18 protein-coding genes are annotated in these 18095 nt (G+C 63.5%); 8 read left to right on the top strand and 10 right to left on the bottom strand.

Going from position 1 to position 18095, the window contains the following annotated elements:
- Positions 1-39 precede the first annotated feature (39 nt).
- Entirely contained in the window at positions 40-657 is a 618-nt protein-coding gene (pdxH, locus tag O7A60_RS21385; protein ID WP_140745707.1) for a pyridoxamine 5'-phosphate oxidase, read from the top strand.
- Positions 658-668: 11 nt separating this feature from the next.
- Here the strand turns inward: pdxH and O7A60_RS21380 are convergent, their stop codons facing one another.
- A complete protein-coding gene (locus O7A60_RS21380; RefSeq protein WP_337107901.1) occupies positions 669-1421 on the bottom strand; it encodes a crotonase/enoyl-CoA hydratase family protein in 753 nt (250 codons plus the stop codon).
- A gap of 19 nt (positions 1422-1440) precedes the next feature.
- Positions 1441-3210 (bottom strand): acyl-CoA dehydrogenase family protein, encoded by a 1770-nt coding sequence (locus tag O7A60_RS21375; protein ID WP_337107900.1) that lies wholly within the window; start codon positions 3208-3210, stop codon positions 1441-1443.
- A gap of 210 nt (positions 3211-3420) precedes the next feature.
- On the opposite strand from O7A60_RS21375, the gene O7A60_RS21370 reads away from it, so the two are divergent.
- Together O7A60_RS21370 and O7A60_RS21365 are read left to right on the top strand one after the other, a co-directional pair.
- On the top strand, positions 3421-3657 hold the full coding sequence (locus O7A60_RS21370; protein WP_337107899.1) for a hypothetical protein: 237 nt from the start codon (positions 3421-3423) through the stop codon (positions 3655-3657).
- A gap of 383 nt (positions 3658-4040) precedes the next feature.
- Positions 4041-5153, top strand: coding sequence for a glycoside hydrolase family 25 protein (locus tag O7A60_RS21365; RefSeq protein WP_337107946.1), 1113 nt, complete (start codon positions 4041-4043; stop codon positions 5151-5153).
- 19 nt (positions 5154-5172) lie between these two features.
- Here O7A60_RS21365 and purD read toward each other — a convergent pair whose 3' ends face one another.
- Complete coding sequence (gene purD, locus O7A60_RS21360) at positions 5173-6450, bottom strand: phosphoribosylamine--glycine ligase (protein ID WP_337107898.1); 1278 nt, start codon at positions 6448-6450, stop codon at positions 5173-5175.
- A gap of 164 nt (positions 6451-6614) precedes the next feature.
- Entirely contained in the window at positions 6615-7436 is an 822-nt protein-coding gene (locus O7A60_RS21355; RefSeq protein ID WP_337107897.1) for a phytanoyl-CoA dioxygenase family protein, read from the bottom strand.
- Positions 7437-7526: 90 nt separating this feature from the next.
- Here O7A60_RS21355 and O7A60_RS21350 point away from each other — a divergent pair, with 90 nt between their 5' ends.
- Positions 7527-8438, top strand: a complete 912-nt coding sequence (locus O7A60_RS21350) for a LysR family transcriptional regulator (RefSeq protein ID WP_337107896.1) — start codon at positions 7527-7529, stop codon at positions 8436-8438.
- A gap of 68 nt (positions 8439-8506) precedes the next feature.
- Positions 8507-9490 carry a 4-hydroxybenzoate octaprenyltransferase gene (ubiA, locus tag O7A60_RS21345; RefSeq protein WP_337107945.1) on the top strand — a complete coding sequence of 328 codons (984 nt, stop codon included), beginning with the start codon at positions 8507-8509 and terminating at the stop codon, positions 9488-9490.
- Positions 9491-9537: 47 nt separating this feature from the next.
- Here ubiA and O7A60_RS21340 read toward each other — a convergent pair whose 3' ends face one another.
- The 3 genes from O7A60_RS21340 to O7A60_RS21330 form a co-directional block, all read right to left on the bottom strand.
- The gene (locus tag O7A60_RS21340; RefSeq protein ID WP_149904078.1) at positions 9538-10104 is read right to left on the bottom strand and encodes a DUF6101 family protein; all 567 of its coding nucleotides are present in this window, start codon (positions 10102-10104) and stop codon (positions 9538-9540) included.
- Between the two features lie 190 nt (positions 10105-10294).
- Positions 10295-11725, bottom strand: a complete 1431-nt coding sequence (locus tag O7A60_RS21335) for an FAD-binding oxidoreductase (RefSeq protein WP_337107895.1) — start codon at positions 11723-11725, stop codon at positions 10295-10297.
- A gap of 21 nt (positions 11726-11746) precedes the next feature.
- Positions 11747-12709: an L-threonylcarbamoyladenylate synthase gene (locus tag O7A60_RS21330; protein WP_337107894.1), complete on the bottom strand. Its 963-nt coding sequence runs from the start codon at positions 12707-12709 to the stop codon at positions 11747-11749.
- A gap of 154 nt (positions 12710-12863) precedes the next feature.
- Between O7A60_RS21330 and O7A60_RS21325 the strand changes: the two genes are divergently transcribed.
- The gene (locus O7A60_RS21325) at positions 12864-13322 is read left to right on the top strand and encodes a hypothetical protein (RefSeq protein ID WP_415926842.1); all 459 of its coding nucleotides are present in this window, start codon (positions 12864-12866) and stop codon (positions 13320-13322) included.
- 176 nt (positions 13323-13498) lie between these two features.
- Positions 13499-13885, top strand: coding sequence for a hypothetical protein (locus O7A60_RS21320; RefSeq protein ID WP_337107893.1), 387 nt, complete (start codon positions 13499-13501; stop codon positions 13883-13885).
- 78 nt (positions 13886-13963) lie between these two features.
- Here O7A60_RS21320 and O7A60_RS21315 read toward each other — a convergent pair whose 3' ends face one another.
- Together O7A60_RS21315 and glyS are read right to left on the bottom strand one after the other, a co-directional pair.
- Positions 13964-14260, bottom strand: a complete 297-nt coding sequence (locus tag O7A60_RS21315) for an ATPase (protein ID WP_337107892.1) — start codon at positions 14258-14260, stop codon at positions 13964-13966.
- A gap of 176 nt (positions 14261-14436) precedes the next feature.
- Positions 14437-16743, bottom strand: a complete 2307-nt coding sequence (gene glyS, locus O7A60_RS21310; RefSeq protein ID WP_337107891.1) for a glycine--tRNA ligase subunit beta — start codon at positions 16741-16743, stop codon at positions 14437-14439.
- A 194-nt stretch (positions 16744-16937) separates the two neighbouring features.
- Here glyS and O7A60_RS21305 point away from each other — a divergent pair, with 194 nt between their 5' ends.
- Positions 16938-17114 (top strand): hypothetical protein, encoded by a 177-nt coding sequence (locus O7A60_RS21305; RefSeq protein ID WP_181165842.1) that lies wholly within the window; start codon positions 16938-16940, stop codon positions 17112-17114.
- A 3-nt stretch (positions 17115-17117) separates the two neighbouring features.
- On the opposite strand, the gene O7A60_RS21300 is transcribed toward O7A60_RS21305, so the two are convergent.
- A complete protein-coding gene (locus tag O7A60_RS21300; protein WP_337107890.1) occupies positions 17118-18059 on the bottom strand; it encodes a glycine--tRNA ligase subunit alpha in 942 nt (313 codons plus the stop codon).
- Between the last annotated feature and the right edge of the window lie 36 nt (positions 18060-18095).

Here is an 18095-nt window from a genome sequence, read left to right as displayed (position 1 = left end):
CGGCAACCTCCCTGATCTCGTGACAATTTGAGAAAAACTATGAGTGACACAGCGTTAATAACCAGTGACTTTACCGAAGCGGCCGAGCCGTTTCGTCTCTTTGCCGCATGGCTGGACGACGCCACCAAGAGCGAAATCAACGATGCCAACGGCGTGGCGCTGGCGACCGTCGATGCCGAGGGCATGCCGGACGTACGGATGGTGCTGCTCAAGGGGTTCGATGAAAGCGGCTTTGTGTTCTACACGAATTTCGAAAGCGCCAAGGGCCAGGAGATTCTAGGCAGCATGAAGGCGGCGATGTGTTTCCACTGGAAATCGTTGCGCCGCCAGGTCCGCATTCGCGGTCCGGTGGAAATCGTCAGCGACGCCGAGGCCGACAGCTATTACGCGACGCGGCCCCGCGGCAGCCGCATCGGCGCCTGGGCCTCGAAGCAGTCGCGGCCGCTGGAAAGCCGCTTTGCCCTGGAAAAGGCCGTCGCGGAATACACGGCGCGCTACGCGATCGGCGAGATTCCACGACCCAAGCACTGGTCGGGCTTCCGCATCGTGCCGAAGACGATCGAATTCTGGCACGACAGGCCGTTCCGGCTGCATGACCGAGTGGTCTTCTCACGCGACGCCGATGGTGGGTGGAGCAAGACGAGGCTTTATCCCTGAAAGGGTAAGGTTCAGCCCTTTTTCCTGGTCATGAATGCCGTGAGGGCCGCGCGCGCCTCATCGGATTTCAGCCGCTCACGGAAATGCTCGCTCTCCACTCCGATGCGGGCAACCAGATCGTCGCGTGAGCCGCGCATCAGGTCGCGCGCGATCTTGAGAGCCTGCGGGGGCTTGGCCGCGATCTGGCCGGCTGCCGAGAGGACCGAGGCCTCCAGAGCGCCCTCCTCGACCACCTCGTAGATCAGTCCAGCGGCCTTCGCGCGCTCGGCCGAGAAGCCTTCGCCGAGGGCAAGCAGCGCAAACGCAGCTTGCTGACCCAGGATGCGCGGCGCCAAAAGGCTCGATCCAGCCTCCGGCACGAGGCCGAGATCGACGAAGGGCGTGCGGAACACGGTGCGTGGCGTGGCGAAGGTCAGATCGCAATGCAGGTTGATCGTGGTGCCGATGCCGACCGCGATGCCGTCGACGCCAGAGACGATGGGTTTTTCGACCCGGGCCAACGCCAGCAGGAAATCCCAGACTTCCGTGCCACCATCGCCGCCGGTAGCCATAACCATGAAATCGGCAAGGTCGTTGCCGGATGAGAAGGCGCCGGGCGCACCGAGAAAGACATGAACGCGGACCGCCGGATCGGCGTCGCCTTCGGCAAGGGCCGCCGACATCTTGGCATACATGGCGCGCGTCAGGGCGTTCTTCTTGTCCGGGCGGTTCATGCGGATGATCTGGATGGCGCCCTGGCGCTCGACGAGGATGTGGTCTGTCACGGTCTTTTCCTTGTGAAGGTCAGGCAGAAATCAGCGCCTTGCCGGCAGCAGCCAGGCTTTCGGCGCCGCCGATGACGCGCTCCTTCAAAGCGCTGACTTCGCCAAGCAGGTTTTCGGCGAAGAAGCGGCAAAGCGCGATGCGGCCCTGGTCGGCAAGAGCGGCCCGCGCCAGATAGGCGCCGCCGGCGGCAAGCGAGATCAGCCTGAGATAAGGCGTCGCACCCGCCAGCGCCTCCTCCGTCCGGCCGTCGGCCGACAATTTCTGCAGGAAGCGCGTTGCTTGCGTCAAATCGGAGAGCGCCTGATCGAGAGCATCAGCGGTGCGGCCAAACCCTTCGAGGTTCGACGTTCCCACCGCATTGGCGATACCAGCCAGTTCGTCGATATAGCCATGCACGTGCTCGCCGCCACCAAGCGGCAGCTTGCGCATCACCAGATCGATCGCCTGGATGCCGTTGGTGCCCTCATAGATCGGCGCGATACGGGCGTCGCGATAGAGGGCTGCCGCACCCGTTTCCTCGATGAAGCCCATGCCGCCATGCACCTGGACGCCAAGCGAGGCGACCTCGACGCCGACATCGGTGGAAAAGGCCTTGGCGAGCGGCGTCAAGAGATTGGCACGGTCGCGCCAATGCGCCGCCTCGTCATCGGACGTTGCGCGCGCGAGATCGATGGCGTGGGCGCAGGAATAGCTGATGGCGCGGGCGATCTGTGTCAGCGCCTTCATGGTGAGGAGATTGCGCTGCACGTCCGGGTGATGGACGATCGGCGCCATGCCGGTGCCACCAAAGCTTGCCGCCTTGCCCTGACGGCGCTCATTGGCATAGGCGATCGCTTTCTGGGTCGCGGCCTCCGCGACAGCGACGCCCTGCATGCCGACGCAAAGCCGCGCATTGTTCATCATGGTGAACATGCAGGCGAGGCCCTTGTTCTCCTCGCCGATCAGCCAGCCGATCGCGCCGGGTTGGGCACCCTGGAAACCGTCGCCATAGATCATGGTGCAGGTCGGCGAGGCATGGATGCCGAGCTTGTGCTCGAGCCCGGAACAGAAGACGTCGTTGCGCGCACCCAGCGTGCCATCGTCGCCGACCAGGAATTTCGGCACCAGGAACAGCGAGATGCCGCGCGTTCCGGCCGGTGCATCGGGCAGCCGCGCCAGCACCAGGTGGACGATGTTGTCGGTGAAATCGTGCTCGCCATAGGTGATGAATATCTTCTGGCCGAAGATGCGGTAGGTGCCGTCGCCGGCCGGCTCGGCGCGGCTGCGCAGGGCGGCGAGGTCCGATCCGGCCTGCGGCTCGGTCAGGTTCATCGTGCCCATCCATTCGCCGGAGACGAGCTTTGCGAGATATTTGGCCTTGAGGTCCTCAGAGGCGTGTTTATCGAGCGCTTCGACCGCGCCCATGGTCAGCGTCGGACCGATGCCGAAGGCCATGGCGGCCGAATTCCACATTTCGAGCGCGGCGACGCCGAGCATGGTCGGCAGGGCCTGACCGCCATACTCTTCCGGCCCGGAGAGCGCGTTCCAGCCGCCTTCGATCCAGCGGCGATAGAGTTCCTTCCAGCCCGCCGGGGTGGTGACAACCGCGTCCTTCAACACGGCGCCTCGTTCGTCGCCGATCTTATAAAGGGGTGCCACCTCCTCGGTGGCGAAGCGGCCGGCTTCGCCAAGGACGGCATCGACCAGATCCTCGCCGAGATCGCCGAACGCACCGGCATCAATGGCCGATTTCATGCCGGCGACGTGCTTCAGGGTGAACGCAATATCCTCGACCGGTGCCCGATACATGCCGCTCGATCCTCCTGATGCACCGGCCTCGCCGACGCTAGAGCCAGTGCCGCCGCAAAACCATCCGCCTTTGGGCGGTCTCCCATTTCTTTTTACGTAAACGTCAAAATTTGTCACGCAGATTTTGCAATCGGGCCGGCCTGTATTAAATTGGACCGATGCCGGATCAGATCGAACGGCGACAGAAAACCAGCCGACCGGAACATTCCAATGCTTGCCAGACCTGACGCCTATCGCTGTATTGAATGCGGCTTATCCTATCGGGCAGCGGGATTTTCCTACTATCACGGCGAGGTGGCAAACGGTGCCGCCTACTGGTCGGATCGCGGCATATTGTGCTCGCCGCGATGCTCGCTTGCCCACCACCGCAAACGCGCCGCCGAAGGGACACTGCAGCAAGAGCCCGCGCCGGACCCGTTCGAATCTCAGCCGTTCAGCCAGCGGTGAAAGCTGGGCCAGAGGAGACATGCTGCCCAACAAGCAGGCCGTTATTGCGCGGACCCGGTCAGCGCTGCCCTCCCCTGACGAGGCCGCAGTCATGCGCCTCTCAATCGAGGATCGGATCGCCTTGCGTAGGCGATTGTGAATCCGCCCGAACCGAATGAAGCGCTACGCGCAGCCGCCAATGCTTACAAACGACTGGTCGTGGATTCCCCGTAAATTTCGCGCTTGCCAGCTATCTGCTAAGGACCGCGTCGATCCTGGCCATTCCCGAAGTAAATCCTTAACCATAGCGGTCCAGGATTTGCCTTTGATCAATGGGGATTCCCTGTTTGAAAAGGACGGCGTGTTTCCTTCGCCGCACAGCGCTTCTCGCTTTTGCGGCGACGATGGCGCTGTCGATGGCGGCAAAGGCTTCGGACTTTTCCGAGCCGTGGAAGAGTGCCGACCGTGCCCTGGTGGTCGATGCCTACGAGTACAATTCCATCGACTGGGCCCGGCTTGCCACCGACAAACGCATCGTCGCTTTCATCAACAAGGCGTCCGACGGCATGCCGCCGCCCTACTTCTGTTTCGGCGGCGACACCGACGTGAAGCTGTGCAAGGCGCTGTGGAAACGCCACGCGGTGACGCGCGAATTGTTCCAGACACGCAGGGTCGTGGCCAAGGCGCTCGGCATGAAATGGGGCGCCTATCATCTCGCCCGTCCCGGCAATCCGGTCGAGCAGGCCAACAATTTCCTCGATTTCGCCGACCCCGCGCCGGATGATCTCATGGCTCTCGACCTCGAGGGCAACGATCCCTCGCAATGGATGTCGCTCGATGACGCCGAGGAGTTCGCGCGCCAGGTGCATCGGCGCGTCGGCCGCTTCCCGGTGCTCTACACCAATGGCAAAACCGCCCAATATATCGCCGACAACCGCTACAAATACCGGCTCCTGTCGCGACTGCCCCTGTGGTACGCGCGCTACAAGCCCGACATCGACGTGCATTTTCCGATGGGCAACTGGCAGGGCTACGCGCTCTGGCAGTTTTCGGCGCAGGCCAATTGCGGGCGCTTCCGTTGCCCCTACAGGGTTGCCGGCACGCCCGACAACATCGACGTCAACGTGGCGCCCACGGATGCAGTCACGCTGCGCCAGCAATGGCCCTTTGGCGGCCTGATCGACGTGCCTCCCGATTATCTTGCCAGCGTGCCGGTGCCGCTCTCGCGGGAAGCCGCCCTGGCCGGCAAAGCGACCATCATCTATGCCGATGTGGCGACGCCGCCGACATTCGAGGAAATGGCCGCCGTGCTCGGTTCGCGCTGGTCGAAATTCCGCGACGGGTTCCGCATGCCTGTCGTGAAGACGGTGCCGCGACGGCCGGGCTTCGGCATTGTCCAATATGTCGTCTGGAAGCGGGCCGGGCAGCGTTCACCCGAGCAACTCGACGCCGCCTTCGCAGCGGCCGCCGACCCGCTGAGCACGGCCTCGACAACTCTCGACCGCGGCCAGCGGTAGCCGCCACCCGGTCGGAGCTTCAGCCTGCCTGCTCGCGCGCCACGGCCTGCCAGCCGATGTCGCGGCGGCAGAACCCGTCCGGCCAGTCGATCCGGTCGAGCGCGGCATAGGCCCGCGCCTGCGCCTCGCCAACGGTGGCGCCGGTCGCCGTGACGTTGAGCACACGGCCGCCATTGGCGACCAGCGCGCCGCCATTGATGGCTGTACCGGCATGGAAAATCTGGACGCCTTCGCCCGCGGCGTCCTCGACGCCGCGGATGACGGAGCCTTTCTCCGGCGTGCCGGGATAGCCCCTCGCCGCCATCACAACGGTCAGCGCCGCCTCGTCGCGCCAGCGCACGGAGGTATGCGCAAGCTGGCCGTCGACGGCGGCATTGAGCAGCACCACAAGATCGTCCTTCAGCCGCATCATCAACACCTGGCATTCAGGATCGCCGAAGCGGGTGTTGTATTCGATCAGCTTCGGCCCGTTTTCCGTGATCATCAGCCCGGCGAACAGAATGCCGGCGAAAGGCGCACCGAGATCGGCCATGCCGCGCATGGTCGGCTCGATGATCTCGCGCATGGTGCGCTCGATCATGTCAGGCGTCATCACCGGGGCCGGCGAATAGGCGCCCATGCCGCCGGTGTTGGGACCGACATCGCCGTCGCCGACGCGCTTGTGGTCCTGCGCGGTGCCGAAGGGAAGCGCCGTTGTGCCGTCGCAGAGGCAGAAGAAACTCGCCTCCTCGCCGGTCATGAATTCCTCGATCACCACCTCCGCGCCTGCGGCGCCGAACGACCCATCGAAACAGGCATCGACTGCCGCCTGTGCTTCATCCATCGTCATGGCGACGGTGACACCCTTGCCGGCTGCGAGCCCGTCGGCCTTGATGACGATCGGCGCACCCATCTTCTCGACATAGGCCTTGGCGGAGGCGAGATCGCCGAACCGGCCATAGGCGGCGGTCGGGATGTTGTAGCGGGCGCAGAGATCCTTGGTGAAACCCTTTGAGCCTTCCAGCCGCGCGGCGGCCTTTGAAGGCCCGAAGACGCGGATGTTTTCGGCGCGCAGATCATCGGCGATACCGGCCACCAGCGGCCCTTCCGGACCGACCACGACGAGATCGATTTTTTTCTCGCCGCAGAAGGCGGCTACGGCGGCATGGTCGGCGATATCGAGCTTCACCAGTTCGGCCTCGGCGCCGATGCCCGGATTGCCTGGAGCCGCGTAGAGCTTGATCAGCAGCGGCGAAGCGGCGATCTTCCAGGCCAGCGCATGTTCGCGGCCGCCGGAGCCGAGAAGAAGAACGTTCATGGCCACCTCTTGATGCCGACTATCCCATAGAGAAAACAACCCGCTATTGCTCTCTGAACGACGGGTCAAGGCATCAGGGTGGATTGATCTGAATTGCGCACGGAAACGTTATGCCTGTCGAATAGGGGGCGCAGGCCGCCAGCGCCCCCTATTCTGGCTCTCGTTCAGCCTTGGTGGACCACCGGGAACCAATCCTCGCGCAGCTTCTGCCCCGGCCGCATGCCATGACCATGGTAGGGCGGCGAGGTGCGGCCCGGCCGCTCGACATAATGGGCATCGTCGCCGACCCAACGCAGCGACAGCGCCCGGCGCCGGGCCGCGGTCATATTGCCACGCGCGCCGTGCGCCGTCCTGAAGTCGAACAGGATGGCGTCGCCCGGCTCCATCTCCCACTCGATGACTTTCATCGATGGATCGTTGTCGGGATCGGGCACCGGACGATAATCACCCTCGGCGCCGTAGAAATTGCCGTCGTCCAGCCAGCGTACCGGCAGGATCATCTTGTCCCATTTGTGCGAGCCGGCGATCAGACGCAGCGTCGCCTCCTTCACCGGATCGATAGGGATCCAGAAGCTCACCGTCTGCTGGCCGTCGACGAAATAATAGGGAATGTCCTGGTGCCACGGCGTCGGCTTCTGCGTGCCAGGTTCCTTGACCAGAACATGGTCGTGGAAGAACTGCGCGGTGCGCGACCGCATCACCGCGGCTGCCAGTCGCGCCGCGGGCGATTCGCGCACCACCTTGACGAATTCGGGGATGCGCTCCCAATTGCAGTAATCGTCGAAAAAGCTGCCGAGGCCATTGGCAATGTCGGACGCCGTGGCGCTGCGGTTCTGCATGTTGCGCTCGATGCCGGCGGCGATCGTGTCGACCCAGCCCTTGAAGGCGCCGCGGACACAGACCGCGCCGTCGCGCTGGTAGTCGGCGATTGTCCGCGCATCTATGATTTCGGTGTCCATTGCCCGTGGAGCGGTTTGGAAAGCCATGTTGTCCTCCTTTCAGTATCGAGGCGACTATCGCAACGGCCGCTCATTCAGTAAAATAATAACTTCTCATCCGGCACATAGGTTTGAACTATGAGTCTGACGCTCACCCAGCTACGCTATCTCATCGCCGTCGCCCGCCATGGCAGCGTCACGGGCGCAGCCCGGGCGCTCAACATTTCGCAACCGTCTATTTCGGTGGCGATCGACGCCATCGAAAAGGATTTCGGCCAGAAACTGTTCGTGCGCCAGCGTGGAAGCGGTGTCTCGCTGACCTCTTTCGGTCGTGCCGCCGTGGCAAAGGCAAAGCAGGTTCTTGCCGAGACAGACGAACTCCTGGGCTTGGGGAAGGTCAACTCGGCGATCGGCGGCGAGCTGGTGCTCGGCTGCTTCGAGGATCTGGCGCCCTATTTCGCGCCGGGCCTCATCCGCGCCTTCTCCGAACGCCATCCAGCGGTCGCCGTCATCGTCCGCGACGAGACGTTCGAGACGCTCGGGCGACGCCTGGCGGACGCCGCCGTCGATCTCGGTCTCAGCTACGATCTCGGCCTGCCGTCGCATTTCGCCCGCATCCTGCTGCACGAGCTGCGGCCGCATGCGCTGTTGCCGGCGGGCCACGCGCTGGCGGACCGCCAGGAGGTCAGCCTGGCGGATCTGGCCGCCTACCCGCTGATCACGACCGACCAGCCGCATAGCTGGCAGCATATGCTTGACCTGTTCCGCAGCCGTGGCCTGTCACCCGTCGCCGACATGCGCACAAGCTCGTTCGAACTCCAGCGCAGCATGGTGGCGAACGGCTTCGGCGTCGCGGTCAGCTATACCCGCCCGCATGGCGACCACAGCTATGACGGCTTGCGCCTCGTCTGCAAACCGCTGTCGGATCCGCTGCCCATGCAGCGCATCATCCTCACCCACGATACGCATCAGCGCGTGTCGAATGTGGCGCTAGCTTTCATCGAGGTGGCGAAAGTCTGGTTTTCCACACGCGACATCTTCACCTCCTGACGGGTGGACGGGCGCTCCTGCCCTGCTTGCCGCTTGACGGTTTCCGCTGCTGCTGCCACTCCATGCCAATGGAACCTGTCCAGTCGAAAGCGTCCCAGGGCCGCGTCTCCGATGCGCCGAACCGCCATTGGGTCTACCGCGTGCTGCCGCGCGCGGTCTGGCCCTATGCACAGCTTGCACGGTGGGACAGGCCGATCGGCTGGCAGTTGCTTTTGTGGCCATGCTGGTGGTCCGCCGCACTGGCGGCGAGCGCCTATCCCCGGCCTGGCGACCCGCTGCTTTCGCTGCTGCCGGCGCCACTCTATCTCGTGCTGTTCCTGATTGGCGCCATTGCCATGCGTGGCGCCGGCTGCACCTATAACGACATTGTCGACGAGGACATCGACAACCAGGTCGAACGCACCCGCTCACGCCCGCTGCCATCCGGCCAGACCACGCGCCGGCGGGCCTGGCTGTTTCTGGTGCTGCAAGCCCTGGTCGGCCTGGCGGTACTCCTGCAGTTCAACAGCTTCGCCATCCTGCTCGGCGTCTGCTCGCTCGCGATCGTGGCCGTCTACCCATTCATGAAGCGGATAACCAACTGGCCGCAACTGTTTCTCGGTTTTGCCTTTTCCTGGGGCGCGCTGATGGGATGGGCGGTCGAGTTCGGTGATCTCGATGGTCCCGCCATCATGCTCTATATCGGTTCGATCCTGTGGGTGATCGGCTACGACACGATCTATGCGCACCAGGACAAGGAAGACGACGCCATTGTCGGCGTGCGTTCGACGGCGCGGTTGTTCGGCGACAACACCAAAGCGTGGCTCGCTGGGCTTTATGGCGGTACGCTGATCTGCTTCGCCATCGCCTTCGCCTCGGCGCAGACCCCGGTGGTGGCGCTGGCTGGCTTGATAGCGGCCGGTGCCCATATGGCCCGGCAGATCGCGGTGCTGGATATCGACGATCCGGACCAATGCCTGCGGCTGTTCCGGTCGAACAACCAGGTCGGCTGGCTGATCTTCCTCGGCCTGATCGGCGGCGCGCTATGGGTGGCGCTGAAGCCGCTGGTGTAGCGGCTTTTTCCCCTCCTCCCCGTTACGGGAAGAAGGGGAGCCAAGTCTCACTCGCGCGCAATGATCTCCTGGCCGTCGATGACCAGCCTGAGGCCGAGGTCACCAGCCCTGCGGCGGGCAAGGAAGCGCGGGCGGCGCATGGTCGAAACACGGCCTTTGCGGCGGTCCTGCGGCGGCAATGTCTTGATGGCGGCGCCGAGCGATTCTTCCAGGGTGCGGGCGACGCCGTCGGATTCGATCAACAGCATCGGCAGGCGGTAGGCATCGGCCCAGGCGCGCCAGTCGGCGGCGACGTCTTCGAGATCGTCAGCCACCAGCAGCGGCACCGACAACATCGGATCGTTGTGCAGGAGTTCAAGGGTCACCGTGACATTGCCTTCCGGATCCTCCATCGCACGAGCGGCGACACCGCGAAATGCATTGGCGGGCAGCACAATGATCGCCGGCAGGCCGCTCATCTCGAGCAGGCGGCGGATCACGGCGCCACGCTGGTCGATGGTGAAGGTCACGTCGCCATAATCGTCGCGTGTCGCGTAGCTCACCACCTGCGGCAGGCGGAATGGGTCGAGACGCATGTTGCGTCCCGCCCAGACTGGCTTCAGTCCAGTGTTCACGTTCATAGAGCGCCTTCCTGTCTGTCTCCTGAGAGCCGGTGTCCGGTTCTCTCCGGGCCAGTTTTCCCGGCCTCGTTATGGGGAAACAGTAGCGCCGGCTCCTTACCGCCGCGCTTAAGAAAGTCGGTTAAATTTTGCTGATCTCAGGGATGGTTATCGGAATGCCACCAGCCACAAGATGTTGAAAGGATCAGATAACCTTACCAGGATTCATGATGCCGGCCGGATCGAAGGCAGCCTTTACCCGGCGCATCAGATCGATGGCCATCGGCGGCGCGGTGGCGATCAGTTCGTCGCGCTTCAACTGACCGATGCCATGCTCTGCCGAGATCGAACCATGCAGGCTGCGCACCACGTCATGCACGGCCTTGTTCATGGCATGATAGAGCGCCAGAAACGCCTCGTCGTCGCCGTCGACGGGCCGCGAGATGTTATAGTGGAGGTTGCCGTCTCCCATATGGCCGAAACAGACCACCCTGGCGCCAGCACTGACCGAGGCTACCGCGCCAGCGGCCTCCGCGATGAAGCGCGGTATCGATGCGATCGGCACTGAAATGTCGTGCTTGATCGAAGCGCCTTCCGGCTTCTGCGCCTCGGGCAACAGCTCGCGGAAATCCCAGAAGGCGTCGCCCTGCCCGAGGCTGGCGGCGATGACCGCGTCGCCGACGAATTCCTGCTCGAGGCCCGCGGAAAGCACGTCCTCGATCAGCGCCCGAGAATCCTCCGATGAGCGGCCGGACGATATCTGCATCAGCACATACCAGGGCCAATCCTCCATCAGCGGCCGCGTCACGCCCGGGGCATGCGCCAGCGTGAAATCGTATGGCCGCTTGCCGATCAGTTCGAAGGCGGTGAGCGCTGCCCCGGCGCGGTCCATGGCCAGGCTGAACAGGGAAAGAGCGGCCTCGGGCGACGACAGGCCGACGAAGGCGACGTCCCGCCCCTTCGGCTTCGGAAACAGTTTGAGCACGGCGGCGGTGATGATACCGAGCGTGCCTTCGGCGCCGACGAACAGGTTCTTGAGGTCGTAGCCGGTATTGTCCTTCTTAAGCTTTCGCAAATCGTCGAACACCTCGCCGGTCGGCAGCACCACCTCGACGCCGAGACACAGCTCGCGCGCATTGCCATAGGCGAGCACGCCGGTGCCGCCGGCATTGGACGACAGGTTGCCGCCGATCTGGCAGGAGCCTTGCGCCGCGAGCGAGAGCGGGAACAGCCGGTCGGCGGCGTCGGCCGCTTCCTGCAAGGTCTGCAGGATGACACCGGCCTCGACCGTGACCGTGTTCGACAGGACATCGATCTCGCGGATGCGGTTCAGCCGTGACAGCGACAGCACGATTTCATGGCCGGATTTGTCCGGCACCTGCGCGCCGACCAGCCCGGTGTTGCCGCTTTGCGGCACGATTGGCGTTCCGGTCTCTGTCGCCAGCCGCATGATCCGGCTGACCTCGTCGACGCTGCCCGGCCGCAGCACCAGGGACGTCGCGCCATGCCAGAGGCCGCGTCGCTCGATCAGATAAGGCGCGATGTCCTGCTGGTCGCGCAGCGCATATTTCTCACCGACGATCGCCGCGAAACGATCGATGAGAGCGGGATCGAGTGTCTTTGCGGTTTCGGTCATGTGGGAAAACTACGTCGAGGGCTATGCATTGTCACGAGGAGCGGCGGCACGGGAGAGCCGGTCGTTGATCGCCTCGCCGAGCCCGTCAAAGGGAATCGGCTCGACCGCGATGGTGCGCGCGCCGCTGCGGTCGAGTTCCTGCATGTAGGCGAAGAGATTGCTTGCCGCTTCACGCAGGTCGCCTGAAACCGACAGGTTGAGGAAAGCGGTTGCGCCGCGCCAGCCTTCCGCTCTCTGGCTGCCAAAGCCGAGCAGCGCTTCGCCCTCGCCGACCGCCCGCGCATTGAGCCGCACCGCGGCACCCGGCGCGTAGTGCGAGGCCAGCATGCCCGGCGCTTCGACGCCGGCAGCGCCGCCGCGCAGCAGGTCGATGCCGATGGCCGCCTCGATTTCCCCTGCGGCAATGCCACCGGGCCGAAGCAGGCGCAACCTCTCGCCTTCGGCCTTGACGATGGTCGATTCCAGCCCGACCGGTGTTGCGCCGCCATCGACCACCAGCTTGATGCGCGCGCCGAGGTCCGCCGCAACGGCTTGCGCCGTCGTCGCGCTGATCTTGCCGGATGAATTGGCGCTGGGCGCGGCAAGCGGTCGGCCAAGCCTGGCGATCAGCTCGCCGCCAAAACCCCTCGGCATGCGCAAGGCGATCGTGTCGAGCCCGGCGGTGACCAGCGGATGAATGCCGTTGCCGGGGCGCTGCGGCAGCACCAGCGTCAGCGGACCCGGCCAGAAGGCAAGCGCGAGCTTCTTCGACAGCGGATCGAACGAGGCAACGCGCTCGGCCATCGCCATGTCGGCGACATGGGCGATCAGCGGATTGAAACGCGGCCGCCCCTTGGCTTCGAAAATGCGCGCGACGCCAATGCCGTTGGTGGCGTCGCCGGCCAGTCCATAGACGGTCTCGGTCGGAATGGCGACGACATCGCCGCCCTCAAGCAGCGCCAACGCCGGTTCCATCGCTTCGCCGACGGCAAGTATTTCAGCCACTCTCGTCACCTCGCGGATGCCGGCTGCGTAGTACGACAGCATCGCCGGGGCAAGCGGGCATTGGCAATTCATCAATTCCTAAAATGCTATGTTTCCATGAAAGCCGGTATCAATCGCCGGGCAGTATTGTGCGGCTTCTGGGCAATGGGGAGCTATGTCAGTGTCTATGCGTATCTGGGGAACGCTTGCTATCAGTCTGGCTGCTACGGCTGGCGGGGCTCAGGCCTCGTCGCTGGTCTTTCCCGGTGCGCCGGCCTCGACGCCTTCCATCCTTGTCCTGAAGGCCGCCGACGGCAAGGCGAGCGACGTGGTGTCCGTCGTTGCGCTCGGCGAGCCTGACGTCACCGATGAAAAGGTGGCGGCAATCCCGGACAAGGCCGAGGCGAGGCACGTCTTCCCGCAGAGCCCGATGATCATTCGCGGCGGGGTCGTCGGCGGCGCCTTCTCGACGCCGGTGCAGGCCAAAACCCCGGCAGCGGCAACCGCCCCCGCGACGGCGACCGCCTCGGCCGCCCCCGCGCCTGCAGTGCAAGGGAAAGCAGCCGCACCGGCGGCAGCCGCACCGCGGCCGGCAGCCCGACAGCCCGCTTCGGGAGCCGGCAAGGTCAAATAGCGACCTCGCCAAACCGGGCAGTCAAATGCTCGGCTGCTTGACGGCGGTCTGGCGCGCTGCGCACCATTGTCAGGCGAATTTCGTCCGGCGTATCTCGCCGGTCGGCGCCGCGGCCTGAATTTAGCCAAGCGGCTTCGGCAGACGGGATTGCATTGTTCAAGGCAAGGGGGTTGCTCATGAAAAAATCGAAGACCGTTACAGTGGCAGGGCTTCTGCTGGCGTCATTGTTTGGCGGCGCGGCTCATGCGGACGACATGCTGGGGTCCTATGTCGCTCGCATTTCCGATCGCGATCACCAGGCAAGCGACGGCTATGCGCTTGACGGCGCCGCGCAGATGGTGCGGCAGGACCGCGCCAACTGGCACAAATTCCATCGCCGCGACAGCGACGACGAGGGCGACGCCTGGTTCAGGACCAACGACCAGCGCGCCGACCTGCAGCGCATGCTGGAGCGCCCCGGCGCGATGAGTTCCTCGACCAAACGCGCCATCGTCAATGGCGAGCCGCTGATCCAGGTCGACGTCTATGAAAACAGCGTGCGCGTCAGCATTCTTGAGAACTGATCAAATCAGTTTGAAAAGACAACAAAAAAGGCGGCGCCAAAGCACCGCCCTTTCCTCGAGAAAACCTGTCACCTGAAATCAGGCCGCTTCTTCCTTGTCGTCTTCTTCGTCGGACTCGCCGTCTTCGGATTCTTCTTCGCCCTCGGCGTCGTCACCTTCGGCCTTCACAGCGTCATCGGCGTCGTCTTCGTCAGACTCTTCGCCGTCTTCATCATCGCCATCCTCGTCATCGCCATCCTCGTCTTCATCAGACAGGTCCGCGGCTTCGACCGTGGCGGCGGCGGCATGATCGAGGGCGGTTTCGGAAGCGGATTCAAGCGCCTCGGCGGGGGCCGAGGTTTCTTCTGTCACTTCGATTTCGTGATCGGAATTCATGGAAGCCTCCGTTGGGTTGGGGAACATGTCCCTTTTGCCACTGAGAGATCATCGTCATATGACTGTAAGCCGGCTCGAACGGCCGGCTGGAAGATATTTTTTGTGGGCCTACAGCCCGGTTTATCCCTGCATGATCTTGTCCGAAAACCGGTGCCCACTTTTCGGGATCATGTTTCTCAGCCGGCGATTTTCGAGAAATCCGCGACCTGGCCGGTAGCGGTCCGAATACGGGCGAGCAGCGCAAGACGGTTGGCACGTACCGACAAGTCCTCATCATTCACGAGAACATGCTCAAAGAATGAATCAACGGGTTCACGCAACACGCTAAGCGCCAGCATGGCAGCGGAAAAGTCTTGGTTTTGAATCGCTTCGCCGGCTTGCTTCTCGGCCTGATTCACCGCCGCAAACAGCGACTTCTCGGCATCTTGCCGGAACAACGCCGGCTCAACGGTTTCGGCGACCGCCGTTTTCTTCTTCTCTTCGGCGGCCAGAATGTTGGCGGCACGCTTGGTGCCGGCGAGCAAATTCTTGCCGTCCTCGGTATCAAGGAAAGAGCCAAGCGCCTCGACGCGGCGCACGATCTGCAGGAGGTCGTCGGACTGCGGCGTGATGACGGCATCGATGAGATCGTGCCGTGCGCCCTGGTCGCGAAGATAGACTTTGAGACGATCGTGGAAGAATGACAGGAGGTCGAGACTCAAGCGCCATGCCCAATCGGATGTCTCTTCGGCGAAAGCCTCTTTCCCCGATTGACCTACAAGTCGGTCGTAGACTTCAGCTCTGTAGACTGCCGTGGCAAGGCCCGCCGAGGCCAACCGATCCGCAGCCTCAAGATATGGCCGTGACCCCTCCCGTTGAAATTCCATGTATGCCGCCAGAATGGGAGACATCATGGAACGAAGAAGCGAAACATTCACTCCACTCTCAACCAAAATTCTGATCACACCTAACGCCGCCCTGCGCAGGGCATAGGGATCTTTCGATCCAGTCGGCTTTTCATCGATGGCCCAGAAGCCGACCAGCGTGTCGAGCTTGTCCGCGAGCGCCACGGCGACCGACACCGGATCGCTCGGCACATAATCGGACGGGCCTTGTGGCTTGTAATGCTCCTCGATGGCCGCAGCCACAGATGCCGGTTCGCCCTGCAGCAGCGCATATTTTCGGCCCATCGCACCCTGGAGTTCGGGGAACTCGCCAACCACTTCAGTGGTGAGATCGGCCTTGGCGAGAACAGCCGCGCGACCTGCGAGCGCGGGATCGGCGCCGACGATCGGCGCCAGTTCTTCCGCCAACCGGGCAATCCGCTCCACCCGCTCGCCCTGCGTGCCGAGCTTGGCATGGAAGGTAACATTGAGATGGTCGAGCCGGGCCATGCGCTGGTCGAGCGGCTTCTTCAGATCGAGCCCGAACTTTTCAGCCGATGCTTCCAGCTCAACGAGATCAGGCAGATCGCCCTGGTCCGTCTTCCAGAAATAGAGCGCGTCGGACAGGCGGGCGCGCACCACCTTGCCGTTGCCGTGCGCGATTTCCTTGCCGCCGTCACTGGCTTCGATGTTGGCGGTGAGAATGAAACGGCTGGAGAGCGCCTCGCCTTCCCCCTGCGGCCGCGTCACAAAGCATTTCTGGTTGGCGCGGATGGTCAGGCGGATCACCTCCGCCGGAATGACCAGGAAAGCCTCTTCGAACTCGCCCATCAGCACGACAGGCCATTCGACCAGCCCGGACACTTCTTCAAGCAGTCCCTCGTCCTCGACAAGGTCGAGCCCGTTGGCGAAGGCGAGATTGCGGGCGTCGGCAAGGATGATCTCCTTGCGCCGGTCTGCATCGAGCACGACCTTGGCCGCCTCCAGCTTCGACACATAGTCGTCGAAGCGGCGAACGGTGATTTCGCCCGGCGCATGGAAGCGGTGGCCGTAGGTGATGTTGCCCGAGCGGATACCGTCGATTTCGAAGTCGACCACGACAGGCTCCTCGGTCTCGGGGCCGAAGGTGCACAGGATCGATTGTAGCGGCCGCACCCATCGCAGCGAGCCCGGCTTGGCCGACGTCGGCCCCCAGCGCATCGACTTCGGCCAGGGGAAAGTGCGGATGATATCTGGCACCAGACCGGCGATAATCTCTTCGGCCGCCCTGCCCGGCTTCGAAATGTGCGCGACATAGAAGTCGCCCTTCTTCGGGTCGGAATGAACATGCGCCTCGGCGATCGAAGACAGCCCGGCCTTGCGCAGAAAACCCTGGACCGCCTGTTCAGGCGCCGATGTCGACGGCCCCTTGATATCCTCGTGAATATCCTTCGAGCGTGCGTTGAGGCCACGGATATCGAGGGTGAGGCGCCGCGGCGTCCAATACTCACGCGCCGCCTCGTAGGTCAGCCCCGCCTCGAGGAGACCGTCGGTCAACATCTTCCTCAGATCACCCGCGGCCTTGCGCTGCATGCGAGCGGGAATCTCTTCCGAGCGAAGTTCTAGAAGCAGGTCAGGCATGGTTGGGGCTCACGCGGCAAAATGGTCCGCGCGGGGCATAGCAACTCGGCTGGCCGCTGTCACCCTTTCCAGAAATTTTGGCCACGTTGTCGGGACGAGCCGATGCCGCCCGTCCTTGGATCAAAGATTTCCATGAACCGAACGCAGCGCTGAAGCGACCCACGCTCAGGCAGGGAACTATTGGCTGAACGATCATGAAAACGGCATCCAGACTTCTTCAGATCCTCGCGCTCAGCGCCTGCTTCGCCGCGCAGGCTCACGGCGCCTTCTCGATGCCGGGCGTGCGGCAGGCGCTGCGGACGATGGCTGGTCCGAGCGGCCAGATCCTGCCGCCGATCAACGCTTCCCTCGAAATGATCAACGGCGGTTGAGACTCAGGCCGCCAGGCCACCGGCCTGCGTCTTCAAGAACGCCTCGCCGCAGGCTTTCGCCAGATTGCGCACCCGCAGGATGTAACTCTGGCGCTCGGTGACCGAGATCACGCCACGCGCGTCGAGCAGGTTGAAGACATGGCTCGCCTTGATGCACTGGTCGTAGGCAGGGAAGACCATCTTGTGCATCGGCAGATTGTCGTTTGAGGCCGGCGCGCCGGCCTCGAGCAGCGCCTTGCACTCGGCCTCGGCGTCTTCGAAATGCCTGAGCAGCATCGCCGTGTCGGCGTATTCGAAATTGTGGCGCGAATATTCCTGCTCGGCCTGCAGGAACACATCGCCATAGGTGACCTTGTCGGCGCCCTCGCGCCCATTGAAGTTGAGGTCGTAGACATTGTCGACGCCCTGCACATACATGGCCAGGCGCTCCAGGCCGTAGGTGAGTTCGCCCGCGACCGGCGCGCATTCGATGCCGCAGACCTGCTGGAAGTAAGTGAATTGCGACACTTCCATGCCGTCACACCAGCATTCCCAGCCGAGGCCCCAGGCGCCCAACGTCGGGCTTTCCCAGTCGTCCTCGACGAAGCGGATGTCGTGCAGCAACGGGTCGACGCCTATCGCCGCAAGCGAGCCGAGGTAAAGCTCCTGCAGGTTCGGCGGATTGGGCTTCAGGATCACCTGATACTGATAGTAATGCTGCAGCCGGTTGGGATTCTCGCCGTAGCGGCCGTCCTTCGGACGTCGCGATGGTTGGACATAGGCGGCGTTCCAGCGCCTGGGCCCGAGCGCGCGCAGCGTCGTTGCGGGATGAAACGTGCCGGCCCCGACCTCCATGTCATAGGGCTGCAGGATAACGCAGCCATAAGCCGCCCAGTAATTGTGCAAGGTCAGGATCAGCCCCTGGAAGGAGCGGCTGGGATGCATATGGGCTATTTCAATCGTCACGGTGGCCTCGGCGACACAGGCTAGCTTGCGGCCACG

This window comes from Mesorhizobium salmacidum (SeqCode), assembly GCF_037179605.1.
GTDB classification, from domain to species: Bacteria; Pseudomonadota; Alphaproteobacteria; order Rhizobiales; family Rhizobiaceae; genus Mesorhizobium; species Mesorhizobium salmacidum.
Note: the sequence above shows the minus strand (reverse complement) of the source record. Positions and strands in the feature narration are given on the sequence as shown.

What these genes read in the sequence shown, in the direction of transcription:
- pdxH (WP_140745707.1), top strand. Translation starts at nt 40, where the DNA reads ATGAGTGACACAGCGTTAATAACCAGTGACTTTACCGAAGCGGCCGAG.
- O7A60_RS21375 (WP_337107900.1), bottom strand. Translation starts at nt 3,210, where the DNA reads ATGTATCGGGCACCGGTCGAGGATATTGCGTTCACCCTGAAGCACGTC.
- O7A60_RS21370 (WP_337107899.1), top strand. Translation starts at nt 3,421, where the DNA reads ATGCTTGCCAGACCTGACGCCTATCGCTGTATTGAATGCGGCTTATCC.
- O7A60_RS21365 (WP_337107946.1), top strand. Translation starts at nt 4,041, where the DNA reads ATGGCGCTGTCGATGGCGGCAAAGGCTTCGGACTTTTCCGAGCCGTGG.
- purD (WP_337107898.1), bottom strand. Translation starts at nt 6,450, where the DNA reads ATGAACGTTCTTCTTCTCGGCTCCGGCGGCCGCGAACATGCGCTGGCC.
- O7A60_RS21355 (WP_337107897.1), bottom strand. Translation starts at nt 7,436, where the DNA reads ATGGCTTTCCAAACCGCTCCACGGGCAATGGACACCGAAATCATAGAT.
- O7A60_RS21350 (WP_337107896.1), top strand. Translation starts at nt 7,527, where the DNA reads ATGAGTCTGACGCTCACCCAGCTACGCTATCTCATCGCCGTCGCCCGC.
- ubiA (WP_337107945.1), top strand. Translation starts at nt 8,507, where the DNA reads ATGGAACCTGTCCAGTCGAAAGCGTCCCAGGGCCGCGTCTCCGATGCG.
- O7A60_RS21335 (WP_337107895.1), bottom strand. Translation starts at nt 11,725, where the DNA reads ATGACCGAAACCGCAAAGACACTCGATCCCGCTCTCATCGATCGTTTC.
- O7A60_RS21325 (WP_415926842.1), top strand. Translation starts at nt 12,864, where the DNA reads ATGTCAGTGTCTATGCGTATCTGGGGAACGCTTGCTATCAGTCTGGCT.
- O7A60_RS21320 (WP_337107893.1), top strand. Translation starts at nt 13,499, where the DNA reads ATGAAAAAATCGAAGACCGTTACAGTGGCAGGGCTTCTGCTGGCGTCA.
- O7A60_RS21315 (WP_337107892.1), bottom strand. Translation starts at nt 14,260, where the DNA reads ATGAATTCCGATCACGAAATCGAAGTGACAGAAGAAACCTCGGCCCCC.
- glyS (WP_337107891.1), bottom strand. Translation starts at nt 16,743, where the DNA reads ATGCCTGACCTGCTTCTAGAACTTCGCTCGGAAGAGATTCCCGCTCGC.
- O7A60_RS21305 (WP_181165842.1), top strand. Translation starts at nt 16,938, where the DNA reads ATGAAAACGGCATCCAGACTTCTTCAGATCCTCGCGCTCAGCGCCTGC.